Raw genomic sequence first — 16,380 nt, forward strand, 5'->3', positions numbered from 1 at the left:
TCATATCACATGGACCCGTCTGCGCATACGCCCGCCCCGCTTGAGGCAGCCATCCCCTTCGAGCTGGCCGGCAAACGGCTCGATGCCGTGCTGGCCCAGCTTTTCCCTGACTATTCCCGCGAGCATCTCAAGCAGTGGCTGAAGGACGGCCGCGTGCAGGTGAATGGTCAGGTGCCGAAAAAACCCAGCGAAAAGGTGCTGGGCGGCGAGGCAGTCACGCTGGTGCCCGAGCCGAAACAGGAAGTGTCTGCCGAGGCGCAGCTGGTACCGCTGGATGTGGTGCACGAGGATGCGCATGTGATCGTGCTTAACAAGCCGGCCGGACTGGTGGTCCATCCGGGCGCCGGCAACCCGGACAATACCGTCCTCAATGGCCTGCTGTACCGCTGGCCCGAGCTGGAGCAGGTGCCGCGTGCCGGCATCGTGCACCGGCTGGACAAGGAAACCACCGGTCTGATGGTGGTGGCGAAAACCCTGCAGGCGCAGAATCATCTGGTCAATCAGCTGCAGCAGCACGCCGTGGAGCGGGTATACGACGCCATCGTGCAGGGCGAGCTCATCAGCGGCGGCACGGTGGAGAAGAATATCGGTCGCCATCCCAAGGACCGCAAGCGCATGGCAGCGCTGGAAGTGGGGGGCAAGCCGGCCGTGAGCCATTACCGCGTGGTGGAGCGCTTCCGCGGCTTTACCCATGTCAAGGTCAAGCTGGAAACCGGCCGTACCCATCAGATCCGCGTGCACATGGCATCCATTGGCTATCCGCTGCTGGGCGATCCCGTCTATGGTGGGCGGCTGCGCATCCCCCGCGGCATGGCGCCGGAATTCATCGACGTGCTGCGCAGTTTCAAGCGGCAGGCCCTGCATGCCGGCGTGCTCAGCTTCACTCATCCGGCCACGGGTGAGCCGGTGCGTTTCAAGGCGCCGATGCCGGACGACATGGCTGCCATTATCGATGTGCTGCGCGACGATCTGGATCTGGCCCAGGCAGAAAGCAGCGGCGAATACGACGAGTGGGATTACGACGACGGCATCGAGGTGGCCTGGGTCGGCGACGACGGACAGGAGCTGTCGTGGGAGTAGTGCTGCCCGTCATCGAACCGGACTGGTCTGCGCCGCCCGGCGTACGCGCCTGCACCACCACCCGTGTAGGTGGAGTCAGCGCAGCGCCCTATGATCAGCTCAATCTTGCCACCCATGTGGGTGATGCGGCGGAATCGGTGCGCAGGAACCGCGACATCCTTAAAAATGCCCTGAATCTGCCGGAAATGCCCCGTTTTCTGGAACAGGTGCACAGCAATTGCGTGGTCAGATTTTCGCGCGCTGAAAAAGTCGGGGACCCCCCTGTTGCCGACGCTGCATGGACGGATGAAGCCGGAGTAGTGCTGGCGGTACTGACCGCTGACTGCCTGCCCATTGTGCTGGCCAACCGCTCGGGGACAGTGATTGCGGCCATTCATGCCGGCTGGCGCGGCCTGGACAATGGCGTGATTGCCAATACACTGGATCAGTTGCCAAAGGATGAAAACTGGCTGGCGTGGATCGGCCCCGGCCTGCGAATGGATGATTTTGAAGTGGGCGCACAGGTGCGCGCGCAGTTGCTGGCGCATGGCCGCGCGCTGCCCGGTCACTTTTTGCCGCATCCTCAGCCCCACAAGCTCTGGCTGGACGCCGTAGGCATTGCCCGATGGCAGCTGCAGCAGGCGGGCGTTTCCACCGTATTCGACTGTGGCCTGTCAACGTTGCACGATAAACGCTTCTTTTCCTACCGTCGCGTCACACCCACCGGGCGCATGGCAACGCTTGTATGGCGCACATAAAAAACCCCGCCGCAGCGGGGTGAACAAGGAGGATTAACCCTTGGATCAGCCGAGCCAGGTATCGTGGGTGATGCTCTTGTACCAGCCGCGAGCGTAGGTGGCCTCGGCCAGATACTGACTGGGTGCGGCACCCTTGGGCGTGACCCCGCCGGCCCCCTTGACCTTGTTCATCACCTTGCCATCGAACTGATAGACGGCGACCACGCTGATGCCGTAGTCGTTGGCCACCAGGCTGTAGCAGGTATTGGCCAGCTTGGGACGCGGCATGTCCCAGCCATTCAGATCCACGGCGATGGCCGCGGCGCAGATCTTGCCCTGGCTGTTGGCGGAATGGCCCGACTTGGGCATCTTTCCGGCGATGGATGAATCCCCAATGACGTATACGCCCTTGTGGATGGTGGATTCAAAAGTGTTCTGATGCACCGGGCACCAGCCGGACTCATTGGTGAGTCCGGCGTCGAAGGCCAGCTTGCCGGCTTTCTGGGCGGGGATTACATTGAGCACATCGGCCTTGAAGGTTTCACCTTCCGCGGTGGTGACCGTCTTGCTGGCCACATCCACAGACTTGATACGGCCGCCATCGGAAGCGCCGATCCATTCGATCATGTCGCCGTAAAGGTCCTGCCAGCCCTGCATGAACAGAGGCATCTTGGAGAACTTGTCTTTCGCATCGAGAATGATGATCTTGGATTTGGGCTTGTGCTTCTTGAAGTAGTCCGCCACCATGCTGACGCGCTCGTAGGGGCCCGGCGGGCAGCGGAACGGGTTGGGCGGTGGACAGATAATGTAGGTGCCACCGTTGGGCATGGCGCGCAGCTGATCATAGAGCAGCTTGGTCTGCGGCCCTGCCTGCCAGGCGTGCGGCACCTTGTCCACATCCTCCGGACCGTAGCCTTCGATGGTGTCCCAGCGAAAGTCGATGCCGGGCGAAACCACCAGGCGGTCATACTGCAAGGTTTCGCCGTTTTTGAGCTTGACGGTCTTGCCGGCCGGGTCGATGCCGCTGACCCACTCGTGCACCACATTGATGCCATGCTTGTCCTTGAGCGCCTGATAGCTGTGGGTGATGCTGTCGAAATCGGTAAGCCCTGCCAGATACCAGTTGCTGCCCGGGCAGGTGGTGTAGGTTTTCTTGGGTTCAATCAGGGTGACGCGAATATTGCTGTCATAGCGGCGCAGGTACTTGGCGCAGGTGGCGCCACCAAAGCCACCGCCGATGACCACCACATGCGGCTGGGCAGTCCCTTGAACCGACGTCATGGCGTGCGCGCTGGTCAACAGAGCACCGGCGGGCAGAGCAGCCGTAACGGAAGCGGTACGGATAAAGTTGCGACGGGTAAATTTAATACTCATGAGGCGTTCCTCTTACTTGATCTGGCTGAGATATTGGGCGATGGTTTCGATTTCAGCATCGGTATAGCCCTTGGCGTGCCGCTGCATGATGGTGGAAGGGCGCTTGCCGCTGCGAAAATCCTTCATGGTTTGCGCCAGATAGCCGGCATCCTTGCCCGCAATAGGGGGAATGGAACCGCCGGGAACGCCTTTGCCGTTGGGGCCGTGGCAGGCAAAGCAGGTGTCGCCCGTTGTGCGTGCAAACATGTTGATATCAGCCATGGCCGAAGCGGGAAGGAGCAATGCGAAGGCACTGCTGAGCCAGAGCGTTTTGTTAACAGGCTGTTTCATGAGACTCCTCACTATCTTTATGACTTTGAATGATCAGTTCAAGCAAACTGCTCGTTAACCCATTATTCATAGATGTAAGCCTATGAGTATTACTTTTTTTTATTGATGTTTGTTTTGAAAAAGTCTTTTTTATAAAATCATTTAATAATTTTCTGAACTAAATGCAGGTGTGCCACAATGCGTCCTAAGCAACGCAACGCTGGAGTAAATAATCTGTGAAACCTGAACTGCCTGAGCGCTTTCGTCATTTTGCCCCCTTGGAGCGTGCCGCTGATCGCGTGCTGACGCCGCTTGAAGAATTCATTCACTCCCAGACGGCCACCTCGCTGGCATTGCTGAGCATGACGCTGGTGGCACTGGTACTGGCCAACTCACCGCTGGCGGACAGCTATCACCATCTGTTCGAGCAACCACTGTCCATCGGCCTCGGTCCCTGGCAGGTGAGCATGAGTCTGCACCACTGGATCAACGATGGTCTGATGGCGTTTTTCTTCTTTCTGATCGGTCTGGAAATCAAGCGCGAGCTGCTGGTTGGCGAACTGGCCGATTTGCGGGCGGCGATGCTCCCTGTGCTGGCGGCGGTGGGCGGCATGGTGGTACCGGCGTTGATCTATGTTGCCATCAATGGCGGTGAGCCGACCATCAATGGTTGGGGCACTCCCATGGCCACGGATATTGCCTTTGCCATTTCGGTGCTGGTACTGCTGGGCAGCCGTGTCCCGTCCGGGCTGGTGACCTTTCTGATTGCGCTGGCCATTGTGGATGACCTGGGCGCCGTGGCGGTCATCGCCCTGTTCTACACCGACAGCCTTGCCATGGATGCGTTGGCCGGAGCGCTGGCCGTCTGGGTCCTGTTGTGGGTGTTCAACTACATGGGAATTTATAAGGTTCTGCCCTATGCGCTGGGCGGTGTACTCATGTGGGCATTGATGCTTGCATCGGGTGTGCACGCCACCGTGGCGGGTGTGCTGACGGCGCTGGCGATACCGGCCCATCCCAAGATTCGTCCCCAGTACTTTGCCGAACTGATCGAGCGTCTGCTGGAAAAATTTCGCAAGGCCCCGGATGATGACGACATTCATCTGAACGAAACCCAGAAGGGTGTGGTGATGGCAGTAGAGAAGGTGGCGCGGGATGTACAGCCGCCCTCCATGCGTCTGGAGCACAGCCTGCATCTGCCGGTGGCGCTGCTGGTGATTCCCCTGTTTGCACTGGCGAATGCCGGGGTGCATCTCAGTATGGAAGAGCTGCGCAATGCCTTTGCGCACCCCGTTTCGCTGGGCATAATCGCGGGGCTGGTGATTGGCAAGATGGTGGGCATCGCCGCCACGGCCTGGCTGGCAGTGAAGCTGGGGCTGGCAACGCTGCCGCAGGGCGCGCACGCCAGTCAGCTGATCGGGGTTGGCCTGCTGGGCGGGATTGGCTTTACCATGTCCATCTTTATCGCAGGGCTGGCCTGGCCCGGGGATCCGGCGCTGCTGCAGCAGGCCAAGATGGGAATTCTGCTGGCCTCGCTGATTGCCGGTTTCAGCGGTTATGCCTGGTTGCGCTGGGTGAGTCGCTGAGCGATATGCTCGATCAGATCGCCGGCGATGTCCAGCCCGAACTGGGCATCCAGTTCGCGAATGCAGGTGGGGCTGGTGACATTGATCTCGGTGATGTAGTCGCCGATGACATCCAGCCCCACAAACACCAGACCCTTTTCCTTGAGCGTTGGTCCCACCTGTGCCGCCAGCCAGCGCTCGCGCTCGCTGAGCGGCATGCCCACGCCTTCGCCGCCTGCGGCCAGATTGCCGCGGGTTTCCCCCTGCGCAGGGATACGCGCCAGTGCATAGGGCACCGGTTCGCCGTCGATCATGAGAATGCGCTTGTCGCCCTGTGCGATTTCGGGCAGAAAACGCTGCGCCATAATGGGCATCTGTCCCTGTTGCGTCAGCGTTTCGATGATCACGCTGGTGTTGGGGTCGCCGTGGCGTACGCGAAAAATGCCGGCGCCGCCCATGGCGTGCAGTGGCTTGAGAATGGTGTCCTGCTGCGCCGCGATAAAGGCTTTCAACAGGTCGGCCCGGGCGCTGACACGGGTGGGCGGCATGCACTGGGGAAACCAGGCGGTAAACAGCTTTTCATTGCAGTCGCGCACAGCCTGGGTGGCGTTGATAACCCATACACCCGCCTTTTCCGCCAGGCTCAGCAGGTGGGTGACGGTGAGATAGCGCTGATCGAAGGGCGGGTCCTGTCGCATCAGCACGGCATCGAAATCGGTAAGCGGGCGGTGGGTGAACGTGCCCAGCTGATAGTATTCTTCGCGGCGGTCAAACACTTCCACGGGAGCACAGTGCGCCATGGGCGTGGCCTGATCGAGCCACAGATCCGCTGGCGTGGTGTAGTGGACCCTATGATCGCGCGCCTGCGCCGCCAGCATCATGGCAAAGGTGGAGTCCTTCCACGGCTTGATGGACGCGATGGGATCCATCACCACCAGCAGCTTCATTCGGCCGCTCCGTTGCACTCCGGCTTGGTTTCGCAGATTTCCCGCGCAGCAGCCACCAGCGCCAGGCGCGCCACCACGCCGTAGGCATAGAAGCGGTTGGGCGCGGCATCCGGGTCGGCCTGATGGTTGGGCAGGGCACAGGGCTCGGCAAAGGAGATGGGCTCGAAGTGCATGCCGGGAGAGTTCAGGTTGTCGGTGGCACTCTTGCCGGTGTGAACGCGGTAGAAGCCGCCCACCACGCGGGCACCGATCATGTACACCACCGGTTCCGCCACGGCGCCGTCGATTTCCTCGAAGGTATAGACGCCCTCCTGAACCAGCATATGCTGCGCCACTAGACCTTCCTTGCCGGAACTCATCTTGTTGCGCTGCTTCTTGTTGAGGGCGAGCACTTCTTCCGGGTCCTGCACGCTCATGATGGCCATGCCGTAGGTGCCACGGTCCGATTTGACCACCGCAAAGGGCTGATCGGCTACCCCGTGGGCGGCATAGGTGCGCGCGGTCTCTTCCAGCACCTGATTGACGGCACCGGCGAGGCATTCCAGCCCTTGGCGCTTCTTGAAGTTCACTGGCCCACACTGCACGGACAGGGGGGTAATGGTCCAGGGATCGATATCGATCAGTTCGGAAAACTCCTGCGCCACCCGGGTGTAATGGGCAAAGTGATGGGTTTTGTAGCGGTCGACCCAGCCCATGTCCAGCGGCGGCATGAGCGTCTGATCGATGTTTTCAAGGATTTCGGGACGGCCGCTGGAGAGGTCATTGTTGAGCAGTACCGCGCAGGGAAAGAAGTTATCGACGCCGACGCGATCGCCCTTGCGCACCAGCGGCTCCAGCGTAACGGACTGCCCCGAGGGCAGGTCGATGGTGAGCGGCTCTTTCAGGTCAGGAATGAGCGAGCCGATGCGGGTTTCATAGCCCGCCGCACAGAGGATGTTCTGCAGGGCGCGCAGGTTTTCCAGATAGAACAGGTTGCGGGTATGGTTTTCCGGAATGATCAGAACCCCGTCCGTGACCGGGCAGGCCTGCGTCACCGCCGCCTGGGCCGCCTGCACCGCCAGCGGCATGAGTTCAGGTGCCAGATTGTTGAAGCCGGCAGGAAAGAGGTTGGTGTCCACGGGCGCCAGCTTGTAGCCGGCGTTGCGCAGGTCCACCGACGCATAGAAGGGGGCCGGCGTGGCGCGAAACTGCTGGCGGAACCAGGCTTCGATTTTGGCCTGATTGTCCAGCAAATGCTGTTCAAGCGCCAGCAGGGGGCCGGTGAGGGTTGTCTGTAGATGGGGAACGCTGTGTGTAGAGGGCATGATCGTCCCTTGAGTTGCAATTTGGCAATTTTACCATTGAGGAGGAATTGATAAGAAAAACCCGCCGGCAGGTCGGATGGATCAAGCTAAGCGCCCGCTCATGATGTGAATCAGCAGCTCGGAATTAACCACGAAGGTGGCAGCGAGCATGGCGAGATTGAGTGTGGCAAACAGCTTGTTTTCGCCCTGTCGCCACGCTTCGATGGTCAGCCCAATGGCGATGAGCAGGCCGAACCAGGTGATGTAGTAGATATGGCTCAGCAGCGAGACGGTCACCAGCCCCTGTGGTGTAGGATCAATGGTATTCAGCGCCACCGCGGTGACCGCGATGATGATCAGGGCCGCTGCGCCCATCAGAAAGGCGAGAAAATTGCGTGTTACGTTCATATGGGGTTCCTCCATAAAAAGATTGAATTGATGTGGCCAGCTCTTTTATGGTGATGGAGGAACCCTGTTCAAGTCAGAAGTCGCCCCAGCGGCTCTGCGCCGCCGCCAGCAGCGCACAACCGGCCGTTTCCGTGCGCAGGATGCGAGGGCCGAGACGCACGGCGGTGAGGCCCGCATCCCGTGCCTGAATGACTTCCTCGGGCGTCAGGCCGCCTTCGGGCCCGACGAGAATGTTCAGAGGTTCAGGTGGCTGCCGGATGGCAGAAAAGGGCTGCTCGGCGTAGGGATCGAGCACCAGTCCGGGGCGAAACTGGCGCAGCCATTCGCCGAGGGTGAGAGGCGGCAAAACCTGCGGCACCAGGTTGCGGCCGCTCTGCTCACAGGCGGAAATCACCACCTGCTGCCAGTGCTGCAGCTTCTTGCCCAGCTTGTCGCCCTTGAGCTTGACCTCAACGCGTTCGGTAAACAGCGGCTGAATGGTGGATACGCCCAGTTCGCTGGCTTTTTGCAGCGTCCAGTCCATGCGCTCGCCGCGGCTGATGCCCTGGGCGAGACAGGTGGTAAGCGGCGATTCGGTCTGTGGCGCTTCTGGCAGAGCAATGATGCGCACGGTGGCACTGCGTTTGCCAGTATCGATCAGCTTGGCATGGGCGACGCCTCCCTGCCCGTCGAACACTTCGAGGGTGTCGTCCCGTTTCAGACGCAGCACGCGGGTGAGGTAATGGGCTGCCTCGGGCGGCAGCGGCAGCTCGGCGTGCAGAACGTAGGCTTCGGGCAGGTAGAGGCGCGTTTTCATGCCGGGTGGTGGATGGTGAGATTGCGGGCGATGCTCAGGGTGGGCTCCACCTGGTTCATGGTGTAGAAGTGCAATCCGGGCGCGCCGGCGTCCAGCAGGCGCTGACACAGGGTGGTGACAAAGTCACGCCCGAAGGCAATCAGCCCTTCCATGTCACCGCGGTCAGAGAAGCTTTCCAGCCGGCAGCGCAGCCAGCGGGGCACTTCGGCACCGCACATGCTGGAGAAGCGGATCAGCTGATCGTAATTGGTAATGGGCATGATGCCGGGCACGATGGGCAGGTCGATACCAGCCTGCTCGCAGCTGTCGATAAAGTAGAGGTAGCTGTCCACATTGTAGAAGTACTGGGTGATGGCCTCGTCGGCGCCCTGATCCACCTTGTACTTGAACCACTTGATGCCTTCGTCGCAGTTTTTTGCCTGCGGGTGGGTTTCCGGATAGGCGGCCACTTCCAGGGTGAAGCGATCGCCGGTTTCCTCGCGGATAAAGCGCACCAGATCGGAGGCGTACTTGAATTCGCCCGGATCGAGCATGCCGGAGGGGAGATCGCCGCGCAGGGCGACGATGCGGTTGACACCCAGCTGGTCGTAGGTGTGCAGCAGTTGCAGCACGCTTTCGCGCGTCTGGCCGATGCAGGTAAGGTGCGGCGCGGCATCGTGCGGGGTCTGTGTCTGGATGTATTCCACCGTCTCCACCGTGCGTGCCTGCGTGGTGCCGCCGGCACCATAGGTGACGGAAATATATTGCGGCTTGAGCGCCCCCAGCGCGTCGATGGTGCCTTTCAGCTTTTCGAAGCCGGCATCGGTGCGCGGCGGGAAGAATTCCAGACTCAGCGGTTGCGGATATTTCTGTTGGGACTGCATGGTGTGCTCCCTTGTCAGGGGCGCCGGGGCGCCCGCAGTGTTTACAGGCCGGCGGCGGCGCGCAGGGCGTCGGCCTTGTCGGTCTTTTCCCAGCTAAACTCGGGCAGTTCACGCCCAAAGTGGCCATAGGCGGCCGTCTTGTGGTAGATGGGCCGCTTGAGATCCAGCATGGTGATCAGGCCCTTGGGACGCAGATCGAAATGCTCGCGTACCAGCTGCTCGATGGTTTCCAGCGGCACCTTTTCCGTGCCGAAGCAGTCGAGACTGATGGAGGTGGGCTTGGCAACGCCGATGGCGTAGGACACCTGAATTTCACACTTGTCCGCCAGCCCTGCGGCCACAATATTCTTGGCTACATAGCGCCCCGCATAGGCGGCGGAACGGTCCACCTTGGAGGGGTCCTTTCCGGAAAAGGCGCCACCGCCGTGGCGGGCCATGCCGCCATAGGTGTCCACGATGATCTTGCGGCCGGTAAGACCGGCATCGCCCACAGGCCCGCCGATGACGAAGCGGCCGGTGGGGTTGATGTGGTATTTGGTGCCCTTGTGCAGCCACTCGGCCGGAATCACCGGCTTGATGATCTCTTCCATCACTGCTTCGCGAATCACTTCATTGGAAATGTCCGGATCGTGTTGGGTGGAGACCACCACCGCATCCACGGCGACCGGCTTGCCGTCGCGGTAGCGCAGCGTGACCTGACTTTTGGCGTCGGGGCGCAGCCACGGCAGGTGCTTGGCCTTGCGCAGAAAGGCCTGCCGCTCCATGAGGCGGTGGGCATAGTAGATGGGCGCGGGCATCAGCTGCTCGGTTTCGTTGGTGGCGTAGCCAAACATCAGCCCCTGGTCGCCGGCGCCCTGCTCGTGTTCTTCGGACTCGTCCACACCCATGGCAATATCGGGTGACTGTTTGCCGATGGCGGACAGCACTGCACAGGTGTCGCCGTCAAAGCCGTAGTCGGCCTTGTCGTAGCCGATGTCCTTCACCACGCCGCGGATCAGCTCTTCCAGGTCCACCCAGGCTTCGGTGGTGATTTCGCCGCCCACCAGCACCATGCCAGTCTTGACGAAGGTTTCGCAGGCGACGCGGGCGTCCTTGTCCTGTTCGAGGATGGCGTCGAGAATGGCGTCGGAAATCTGGTCGGCAATCTTGTCGGGATGGCCTTCGGAAACGGATTCAGAGGTAAAGATGTACTCGCTCATTTCAATGTTCCTGTTATCGATGGAAAATGAGCGGCCTTGCAGGCGGGAGGGATGGCGATGGGCTGTCCTCTCGCTTTAGCCGCACTTGTTACGCGCCCGCAAGCTGAGACTCAAATCGGCGCGAATTTTTAATTATAGCGTAGTTGAGTGGCTTGGTTCAATACAGAAAACCAAACAGCCACAGCGGAATGCGCTGACGGAAGCCCCGTTCGATATCATCCTGCACCACAAAGCCATGCGGATGACCGGCAATCTGGTGAGTGTCCTTGCTGGCCCCGCCAATTTCAAACAGAAATTGGTCATCCACAAGAAAATCCCCCTGTTTGGCATGGGCCAGGGTGTGATCCTTGTCCAGCATCATGGCAAAAAAGCTTTCGCGGATCGTGCCGCGGTTGGGTTCCGTGCACAGGATCTGGGACAGATTGGGGTTGTGCAGGTAGAGCTTGTCCGGCTTGGCGATATAGCTGTTGCCGCCAACGCGTCCGCCAATACGCCGCAACAGGCTGGCCTGTTCCAGGTAATAGAGATAGCGTTTGAGGGTATTGCGGGAAATTTCGGCGCTGGCCGCCAGCTTTTCATAATTGATGGCATAAGGTTTGCCAGCGCAGAGTACCCGCAGCAGCTTCATCATGGCGTCCAGCTTGTCTGGCTCCACATCGTAAAGGATGGCGATGTCCTCTCGCAGCGTCTTGTTGACCACTTCGATCAGCCGCTGCAGATAGCTGACTTCTCCTTCCATGATGTAAGGGTAGGCGCCCTGTTGGAGATACTGACGAAACAGGGGCAGCGGGTGGGGTATGGCTTGCAGAATGTCGGCCACCAGCGTTTCGTGGGATTCCAGAATGGTTGCCAGATCCTGCGGCGGCAGGGTAATGGCCTGGGTCAATGCCAGATATTCGCGGAAGGACAACTCCGGAAGGGTGTAGAGCAGCGCGCGGCGGCTGACATCGGTGCGGGACTGGTAAAGATGCAGCGCAGAAGAGCCGGTAAAGATGACCTGCACGGAGAGAAAGTCGTAGATATTTTTCAGGTCACGGCTGAAATCCCGCACCTTGTGAATTTCATCAATCACCAGTGTGGCGATGCCTTCGCGCTGCGCCTGTTCAGCAAATTCGAACAGGCTGATCCCCTGCATAAGCGGGTGATCACAGCTGACATACAGCCTTTGCTTGACCGGTTGTGTGGCCAGATATTGCAGCGCCAAAGTGGTCTTGCCGGCGCCGCGGGCGCCGATAACGCCAATCAGTTGGGCGTCGAAATCGATCTTCTCATACAGGAAGCGTTTCCAATCGGGCACTGCCCGTTGCAGGCGGGCTTCGGAGTACTGAAACAGTTGAGTAATCACAAGATGGCTTTTTGATTAACCGGTTGATCAAATTGTACATAAAAATGATCAGTCTATTGATCAAAGCGGTGTCAAAAGTGGTTAATCGGTTGATCATTCTTCCGGCTCCGCCTTGCGCACCAGGATGGCGGCCAGCAGGATAAAGGCGGCGGAGGTGTAGAGCACGGCGTGCATGCCGCCCAACTGATAGAGCGCGCCGGAGAGCAGTGTGCCGGCCAGACGACCGCCCGCATTGGCCATGTAGTAGAAGCCCACGTCCTTGGAGACGCCGTCTTCCGTGGCCATGGCGACAATGAGATACGAGTGCACGGCTGAGTTGAGTGCAAACAAAATTCCGAACAGGGTCAGGCCGATCATGAGTACGGCGGTGGGGTTGAGGTCGAACAGCGCCGCCATGGCGAGCGGCACGGCCGCCAGCGCAAATGCCAGCAGGCTGGCCGTGTGTGCGCTGGGGCGCTCGCCCAACCGTTTGGTGAAAGTCGGTGCCATGCCCTGAATAAAGCCGTAGCCGATCACCCACAGGGCCATGAAGCCGCCGCTCTCCACGAAGCTCCAGCCCAGTACGCCTTCGAGATAAACGGGCAGGGCGACCACGAACCACACGTCGCGGGCAGCAAACAGGAACAGACGTGCCCCCGAGAGCCAGTTAAGCGCCGGCGACTTGGAGAAGAGTTCAGTGAATTTCGGTTTGCTTTTCGCCTTGCCGAGATCGGCTTTCAGAAACAAAAGCGAGCCGGTGAGGACCAGCACCAGCATGCCGGAGAGGATGTAGAGCGCCTCGCGGAAGCCGACCCATTGCAACAGGGCTGCGCCGACAAAAAAGCCCACTCCTTTCAGGGCGTTCTTGGAACCGGTCAGTGCCGCCACCCAGCGATACAGCTGGCCGGAGGCATCATCTGCCAGCAGCTTGACGCTGGACTTGGCGGACATCTTGTTGAGGTCCTTGGCGATGCCGGAAAGCATCTGCGCGAACATCACATAGGGCACGGTCAGCCAGGCATCCGGCACGGTGAGCATCATCAGCGCCACGATCTGCAGCGCCAGTCCCACGTTCATGGTGACATTGAGCCCCCAGCGAGCGCCGAGCCAGCCGCCGATCAGGTTGGTGAACACACCGGCCAGTTCGTAAAGCACGAACAGGGTGGCAATGGCAAAGGGCGAGTAGCCCAGCTGGTAGAAGTAGAACAGCACCAGCATGCGGATGGCGCCGTCGGTGATGGTAAAGGCCCAGTAGTTGCCGGTGATCAGGGCGTATTGGCGCAGATTGGCGTCCATGTGCTCTCCTGAAGGGGGTCCCCGACTTTTTTCAAATCACATTTTTTGCCCTTGCCGGCCGAAAGGCCGGTGGGGGTGTCTGGCACCGTTTTCAGGCGCTTGCGGCGCGATTGCCCAGTGCGGCGTACTGCGCCAGCTCCATCATGCGGGTGACGTAGCCGATTTCGTTATCGTACCAGGCGTACACCTTGACCTGGGTGTCGTTCATCACCAGCGTAGAGGGGGCGTCGATGATGGATGAGCGGGTGTCGCCCTTAAAGTCCACCGACACCAACGGACGGGTTTCATAGCCCAGAATGTCCTTCAGATAGGTTTGGCTGGCCTCTTCGAACAGGCCGTTCACTTCCTCCACGGTGGTGGGGCGTGCCATCTCCATGGTCAGGTCGGTGAGAGAGGCATTCATCAGCGGCACGCGCACCGCATGGCCGTTAAGGCGGCCGTTCAGCTCCGGAAAGATGGTTCCGATGGCCTTGGCGGAGCCGGTGGTGGTGGGGATAAGCGACTCGAAGCACGCCCGGGCGCGGCGCAGGTCCTTGTGGCCGTGGTCCACTACCTTCTGCGTGTTGGTGCGGTCGTGCAGGGTGGTGATGCTGCCGTGGCGGATGCCGATCTTTTCGTGCAGCACCTTGATCACCGGTGCAATGCAGTTGGTGGTGCAGGAGGCGGCAGTGATGATGGGATCGTGGCCCGGCTCGAAAGTGCTGTGGTTAATGCCCATGACGATATTCTTGATGCCCTCTTTCATGGGCGCGGCCACGATCACCTGTTTGATGCCCTGATCTAGGTAGGGCTGTAGTGCTTCTCGGGTACGGAACTTGCCGGTGGCCTCAATGACCACGTCCACATCCAGCGCACCCCAGTCGGTGTCGGCAATGGCCGGGATGCTGGAGTAGGTCATGACCTGATCGCCGACACGGATGGTGTCGCTTTCGGCAATGGCTTCGTGCTGCCAGCGGCCGTGCACGGAATCAAAGTTGACCAGGTGGGCCGAGCCCGTCGCATCGGTAGCGATTTCGTTGATATGGACAAACTCGATGCCGTCCCAGTCCCACGCCTGACGCAGCGCCAGACGACCCATGCGCCCAAAGCCGTTGATTGCAACACGAATGCTCACGTTTCCTCTCCCTGTATCCGTTTATGCGGATTCAGGATTTTAAGGTGCATGCAAACGGGTTCCATGACAGTTTTGTGAATTTCCTCGCAGCCGGCGAATGTCATCCATTTGTCATGTTCCATCACCAAAATGAGAGAGGTTGTGAGACAGGAGGAACCATGAATCAGCACGTTGCCAATGCCTGTGTGGGTCAGGGAGAAATATACGATTCGGACTTTGTAGAACAGGCGCGCAAAAAGATCACACTCGACCATGATTTTGCCCAGGACCTGTATGACATTTTCCAAGGTGATCGTCTGACCACGCTTTACCAGCCGATCGTGGATATCGGTCGTCGGGAAACGGTAGGTTGGGAGTCCCTGACGCGGGGGCCTGTGGACAGTTCGCTGCACCGTCCGTTGGATCTGTTCTTTGCTGCGGAAAAGGCGGATGTACTGTTTGAACTGGATGCACTGGCGCGTTTGCAGGCAATCGAGACCTTCAGCAGACAGCGCATAGATGATAAATGCAAGCTGTTTATCAATGTAATGGTCGGAGCACTGGCTTCCGATGACCACATCATGGGGCTAACCTCGCAGTGTCTTAGTTCCATGGGCCTTTCGCCGGATCGGGTGGTAATCGAGCTGAGTGAGCTACACCCGGTAGCGGATGACAGGAATCTGGTGAAGGCGGTCGAGCACTATCGCGCGCAAGGGTTCTCCGTGGCACTGGATGACGTGGGTGCAGGCTATAACGGCCTGCGCATCTGGGCGCAGGTTCAGCCGGATCTGGTGAAAATCGACCGCTACTTTGTGAGCGAGATCAACAGTATTCCGGAAAAGCGCCGCTTTATGGAAAGCATGATCAATTTGGCCCACAGCTTTGGGGCCAAGGTGGTGGTAGAAGGAGTGGAAACCGAGGACGAGCTGCGCATTATCGAGCAGATGGGCGCGGACCTGGTGCAGGGCTATCTGCTGGGGCGGCCGGCGCCGCGTCCGCGCTGCAAGCCGGAGTATGTGTGGCCGCAGGAGGCGTTGACCTCCTTTAGCAGCAGTCATACGGCCGGTGGACTGATAAGCAGCGATTATCTCACCCTGCCACCGAGCATGCGTGTGGACGAAGCCATGGAGGTTGTGCTCAAGCAGGCGGAGCAGGATTTTTATCCTGTGGTGAATGAGGCAGGCAAGGTGGAGGGCATGATCTGGCGCCGGGAGTTCATGCAGAAGCTGCTGCAGCGCTACGGTTATGAGCTCAATTATCGCAAGCCGATTACCGAGCTGATGGATGCGCAACCGGTGGTAGTGGATGAGGTCACACCCATCGAAACGCTCTCGCGCATGCTTACGGACGATGCCATGCGCGAACAACGCGATGCGTTTATTGTGACCCGAAAGGGATGCTATGCGGGGGTCGGCACCTTTGTGGAGCTGCTGCGGGTTATGACTGACCTGAAGGTCAAGAGCGCACAGTATGCCAATCCGCTCTCGGGGCTGCCGGGCAACGTGCCGATTCAGGCAGAAATCCAGCGCCGGCTGGAAAAGGGCGAAGCATTCAGCGTGTTGTACATCGACCTGGATCACTTCAAGCCCTTCAACGACTATTACAGCTATGAGGATGGAGATCGGGTCATTCGTTTTCTGGGGCATTTGCTCACTGACCTGAAAGGGCCAAAGGATTTTGTGGGCCACATTGGCGGGGATGATTTTGTGGTTATCCTGCCGGAGGGTGAGCTGAATGCGGTGCAGTGGACGCGTAAACTGATTGCGCGTTTTGCACCGGAGATTACCCGGTTTTACAAACCGGAAGACCAGGCGCGCGGCGGGATTGAAGCAGTGGATCGTGAGGGCGCATTGCGTTTCTTCCCGCTCATGTCGTTGTCGATTGGCATTATCGTCGTCGATGGCGGCGCAGTAACCCATCAGCAGATGCTGGCCTCCCTGATGACGCAGGCCAAAAAGCGCGCCAAGGCGGAATCAGGCAATGGCTATGCGTGCCTGCACGTGAATCGTGCGATGGCAGATCAGCAGCTGAAAGAACCGCTGTTTCAGGGGGAAGGCTATGCGGCCCGATCAACTGAGTCAAATCGTCAGGGCTGAGCGTTCCGCTATCGCCTGAACCTGGACGGTT

Annotated in this window: 15 protein-coding genes; 4 read left to right on the plus strand and 11 right to left on the minus strand. The window is 59.6% G+C overall.

Going from position 1 to position 16,380, the window contains the following annotated elements; genetic code table 11:
• Positions 1-9 precede the first annotated feature (9 nt).
• The gene (gene rluD, locus BUQ81_RS01960; RefSeq protein ID WP_074200707.1) at positions 10-1,080 is read left to right on the plus strand and encodes a 23S rRNA pseudouridine(1911/1915/1917) synthase RluD; all 1,071 of its coding nucleotides are present in this window, start codon (positions 10-12) and stop codon (positions 1,078-1,080) included.
• Positions 1,071-1,817, plus strand: a complete 747-nt coding sequence (pgeF, locus tag BUQ81_RS01965) for a peptidoglycan editing factor PgeF (RefSeq protein WP_200770528.1) — start codon at positions 1,071-1,073, stop codon at positions 1,815-1,817. Before rluD ends, pgeF begins: the two co-directional genes overlap by 10 nt.
• Before the next feature lie 45 nt (positions 1,818-1,862).
• Here the strand turns inward: pgeF and BUQ81_RS01970 are convergent, their stop codons facing one another.
• Positions 1,863-3,170 carry an NAD(P)/FAD-dependent oxidoreductase gene (locus BUQ81_RS01970; protein WP_074200709.1) on the minus strand — a complete coding sequence of 436 codons (1,308 nt, stop codon included), beginning with the start codon at positions 3,168-3,170 and terminating at the stop codon, positions 1,863-1,865.
• Positions 3,171-3,182: 12 nt separating this feature from the next.
• Positions 3,183-3,500 (minus strand): c-type cytochrome, encoded by a 318-nt coding sequence (locus BUQ81_RS01975; RefSeq protein ID WP_234947281.1) that lies wholly within the window; start codon positions 3,498-3,500, stop codon positions 3,183-3,185.
• Between the two features lie 215 nt (positions 3,501-3,715).
• Here BUQ81_RS01975 and nhaA point away from each other — a divergent pair, with 215 nt between their 5' ends.
• Positions 3,716-5,065: a Na+/H+ antiporter NhaA gene (nhaA, locus tag BUQ81_RS01980; protein ID WP_084188187.1), complete on the plus strand. Its 1,350-nt coding sequence runs from the start codon at positions 3,716-3,718 to the stop codon at positions 5,063-5,065.
• Here nhaA and gshB read toward each other — a convergent pair.
• From gshB to BUQ81_RS02025, 9 genes are all read right to left on the minus strand, one after another.
• Positions 5,035-5,991 (minus strand): glutathione synthase, encoded by a 957-nt coding sequence (gshB, locus tag BUQ81_RS01985; RefSeq protein ID WP_074200710.1) that lies wholly within the window; start codon positions 5,989-5,991, stop codon positions 5,035-5,037. The two genes, nhaA and gshB, sit on opposite strands and share 31 nt — an antisense overlap.
• Complete coding sequence (gene gshA, locus BUQ81_RS01990; RefSeq protein WP_074200711.1) at positions 5,988-7,295, minus strand: glutamate--cysteine ligase; 1,308 nt, start codon at positions 7,293-7,295, stop codon at positions 5,988-5,990. The genes gshB and gshA overlap by 4 nt, the downstream gene beginning before the upstream one ends.
• Before the next feature lie 81 nt (positions 7,296-7,376).
• A complete protein-coding gene (locus BUQ81_RS01995; protein ID WP_074200712.1) occupies positions 7,377-7,682 on the minus strand; it encodes a hypothetical protein in 306 nt (101 codons plus the stop codon).
• 73 nt (positions 7,683-7,755) lie between these two features.
• A complete protein-coding gene (locus BUQ81_RS02000) occupies positions 7,756-8,478 on the minus strand; it encodes a 16S rRNA (uracil(1498)-N(3))-methyltransferase (protein WP_074200713.1) in 723 nt (240 codons plus the stop codon).
• Positions 8,475-9,341, minus strand: a complete 867-nt coding sequence (gene metF / locus BUQ81_RS02005; RefSeq protein ID WP_074200714.1) for a methylenetetrahydrofolate reductase [NAD(P)H] — start codon at positions 9,339-9,341, stop codon at positions 8,475-8,477. The genes BUQ81_RS02000 and metF overlap by 4 nt, the downstream gene beginning before the upstream one ends.
• A gap of 41 nt (positions 9,342-9,382) precedes the next feature.
• Positions 9,383-10,540, minus strand: coding sequence for a methionine adenosyltransferase (gene metK, locus BUQ81_RS02010; protein ID WP_074200715.1), 1,158 nt, complete (start codon positions 10,538-10,540; stop codon positions 9,383-9,385).
• 157 nt (positions 10,541-10,697) lie between these two features.
• Positions 10,698-11,885, minus strand: a complete 1,188-nt coding sequence (locus tag BUQ81_RS02015) for an ATP-binding protein (protein ID WP_074200716.1) — start codon at positions 11,883-11,885, stop codon at positions 10,698-10,700.
• Between the two features lie 93 nt (positions 11,886-11,978).
• The gene (arsJ, locus tag BUQ81_RS02020) at positions 11,979-13,160 is read right to left on the minus strand and encodes an organoarsenical effux MFS transporter ArsJ (RefSeq protein ID WP_074200717.1); all 1,182 of its coding nucleotides are present in this window, start codon (positions 13,158-13,160) and stop codon (positions 11,979-11,981) included.
• A 91-nt stretch (positions 13,161-13,251) separates the two neighbouring features.
• Positions 13,252-14,274, minus strand: a complete 1,023-nt coding sequence (locus BUQ81_RS02025; protein ID WP_074200718.1) for an ArsJ-associated glyceraldehyde-3-phosphate dehydrogenase — start codon at positions 14,272-14,274, stop codon at positions 13,252-13,254.
• Positions 14,275-14,432: 158 nt separating this feature from the next.
• Here BUQ81_RS02025 and BUQ81_RS02030 point away from each other — a divergent pair, with 158 nt between their 5' ends.
• Entirely contained in the window at positions 14,433-16,349 is a 1,917-nt protein-coding gene (locus tag BUQ81_RS02030) for a bifunctional diguanylate cyclase/phosphodiesterase (protein WP_074200719.1), read from the plus strand.
• Positions 16,350-16,380: the final 31 nt, after the last annotated feature.

This window comes from Sulfurivirga caldicuralii, from assembly GCF_900141795.1.
Classification (GTDB): Bacteria; Pseudomonadota; Gammaproteobacteria; order Thiomicrospirales; family Thiomicrospiraceae; genus Sulfurivirga; species Sulfurivirga caldicuralii.

What these genes read in the sequence shown, in the direction of transcription:
- rluD (WP_074200707.1), top strand. Translation starts at nt 10, where the DNA reads ATGGACCCGTCTGCGCATACGCCCGCCCCGCTTGAGGCAGCCATCCCC.
- BUQ81_RS01970 (WP_074200709.1), bottom strand. Translation starts at nt 3,170, where the DNA reads ATGAGTATTAAATTTACCCGTCGCAACTTTATCCGTACCGCTTCCGTT.
- BUQ81_RS01975 (WP_234947281.1), bottom strand. Translation starts at nt 3,500, where the DNA reads ATGAAACAGCCTGTTAACAAAACGCTCTGGCTCAGCAGTGCCTTCGCA.
- gshB (WP_074200710.1), bottom strand. Translation starts at nt 5,991, where the DNA reads ATGAAGCTGCTGGTGGTGATGGATCCCATCGCGTCCATCAAGCCGTGG.
- gshA (WP_074200711.1), bottom strand. Translation starts at nt 7,295, where the DNA reads ATGCCCTCTACACACAGCGTTCCCCATCTACAGACAACCCTCACCGGC.
- BUQ81_RS01995 (WP_074200712.1), bottom strand. Translation starts at nt 7,682, where the DNA reads ATGAACGTAACACGCAATTTTCTCGCCTTTCTGATGGGCGCAGCGGCC.
- BUQ81_RS02000 (WP_074200713.1), bottom strand. Translation starts at nt 8,478, where the DNA reads ATGAAAACGCGCCTCTACCTGCCCGAAGCCTACGTTCTGCACGCCGAG.
- metF (WP_074200714.1), bottom strand. Translation starts at nt 9,341, where the DNA reads ATGCAGTCCCAACAGAAATATCCGCAACCGCTGAGTCTGGAATTCTTC.
- metK (WP_074200715.1), bottom strand. Translation starts at nt 10,540, where the DNA reads ATGAGCGAGTACATCTTTACCTCTGAATCCGTTTCCGAAGGCCATCCC.
- arsJ (WP_074200717.1), bottom strand. Translation starts at nt 13,160, where the DNA reads ATGGACGCCAATCTGCGCCAATACGCCCTGATCACCGGCAACTACTGG.
- BUQ81_RS02030 (WP_074200719.1), top strand. Translation starts at nt 14,433, where the DNA reads ATGAATCAGCACGTTGCCAATGCCTGTGTGGGTCAGGGAGAAATATAC.